General features: G+C 72.7%; 1 protein-coding gene and 1 pseudogene. Both read left to right on the plus strand.

Annotated elements, in window-relative coordinates; genetic code table 11:
• Window positions 1-669: pseudogene (locus O3Q52_RS52560) on the plus strand (serine/threonine protein kinase); the annotation flags it as partial.
• A gap of 181 nt (window positions 670-850) precedes the next feature.
• The coding region (locus O3Q52_RS52565) for a serine/threonine-protein kinase (protein ID WP_269655465.1) at window positions 851-1,905 on the plus strand (1,055 nt) is incomplete at its 3' end.

Below are 1,905 nucleotides of genomic sequence, written 5' to 3' on the forward strand. Positions count from 1 at the left end.
CGCGAACTGCGCGCCGCCGCCCCCACCGCCGTACTGCCCAACCGCGGCGCGCCCGACCCGACGGCCGTGATGCCGCCGGTGCCGCCGGGCCAGCCGGGGGGTGGCCCCGAGGACCCGCACCCCTGGCAGAACCAGCTGCGGGCGGCCCGCGACCGCAACGAGCCGACGCAGATGCAGCCGTACCTCGACCCGAACGAGGACCCGCTGCGCCGGCGCCCGCAGCGCCAGGTGGCGAGGCCCCAGCAGCAGCCACCGCCGCCGCCGAGGCCCCAGCAGCCCCAGCAGCGCCGGCAGCGACCGCCCCAGAACCAGCCCGGCTACGGCTATCCGCAGCAGGGACAGCAGCCCCAGGGTTACGCGCCCCAGCACCAGCCCCAGCAGCCGCAGCAGCGCCACGCTCCGCCCCAGCAGCCTCAGCAGCCCGCGCCGCGGCCGCCGCGCGAGCCCCGGCAGCGCAGCGCCAACCCGATGAAGATCCCCGGGCTCGGCTGTCTCAAGGGATGTCTGTTCACCGTCGTCATCCTGTTCCTGGCCGGGTGGGCGATCTGGGAGTTCAGCCCGCTCCAGGGCTGGATCGGCACGTCCAAGAGCTACTGGGACCAGCTGACGGACTGGGTCGGCGCGGTCTCCGGCTGGGTCAAGGAACTGGACAACGGTTCCGGGAAGTAAGTCTTTTTAGGCGCCAGTAAGCCTTTTCAGAAATTTCAGAGCATTGCCCCTTCAAATCCCCGGAACCGCGGTGCGGTTCTGGGGATTTGTCGACACCTGGGGGGTGATTTCTGTCGCCGAAGAGGAGGTTGGCGCTCTGGGCGCGTAGCTTTATCGGCAACACGCGCCCGTAGGAGCAGTCTTGGTACGGAAGATCGGCAGCCGGTACACCGCCAACCAGATTCTGGGGCGGGGCAGCGCCGGCACGGTGTGGCTCGGCGAGGGGCCCGAGGGCCCCGTCGCCATCAAGCTGCTGCGCGAGGACCTCGCGTCCGACCAGGAGCTCGTGGGCCGTTTCGTGCAGGAGCGGACGGCCCTGCTCGGCCTCGATCACCCGCACGTCGTCTCCGTACGGGACCTCGTGGTCGACGGCAACGACCTCGCGCTGGTCATGGACCTCGTCCGCGGTACGGATCTGCGGACCCGGCTCGACCGGGAGCGGCGGCTCGCGCCCGAGGCGGCCGTCGCGATCGTGGCCGACGTCGCGGACGGACTCGCCGCGGCGCATGCGGCGGGGGTCGTGCACCGGGACGTCAAACCGGAGAACGTGCTGCTCGACATGCAGGGACCGCTCGGACCCGGCGGCTCGCACCCCGCGCTGCTCACCGACTTCGGTGTCGCCAAGCTCATCGACTCACCGCGGCGGACACGGGCGACGAAGATCATCGGAACGCCGGACTACCTGGCGCCCGAGATCATCGAGGGCCTGCCCCCGCGGGCGGCCGTCGACATCTACGCGCTGGCGACCGTGCTGTACGAACTCCTCGCCGGGTTCACGCCGTTCGGCGGTGGACACCCGGGCGCGGTCCTGCGGCGGCACGTCACCGAGACGGTCGTCCCGCTGCCCGGGATTCCCGAGGAGCTGTGGCAGCTGCTCGTGCAGTGCCTGGCGAAGGCACCCGCCTCCCGCCTGCGGGCTTCCGAGCTGGGCGAGCGGCTGCGGGAGCAGTTGCCGCTGCTGGCCGGGATGCCACCGCTGGACGTGGACGAGCCGGAGGGCGACGAGGACGGGGGCGGCGGGTACGACGACGGGCCGGCCGAGCCGGAGGCTCCGCGCGAGCGGGTCCGGCGCGGGGCCGTTCCCCTCGTGCCCGGGGCCAAGCCGGACTCGAACCGTGACACGCATACGTCGATGAGGGTGCCCGGGCCCGACGAGCTCGCGGGTGGCGCCCGTGGCACGGCCCGCGCCCCGCGGGC

The organism is Streptomyces sp. ActVer, from assembly GCF_027270795.1.
Classification (GTDB): Bacteria; Actinomycetota; Actinomycetes; order Streptomycetales; family Streptomycetaceae; genus Streptomyces; species Streptomyces umbrinus_A.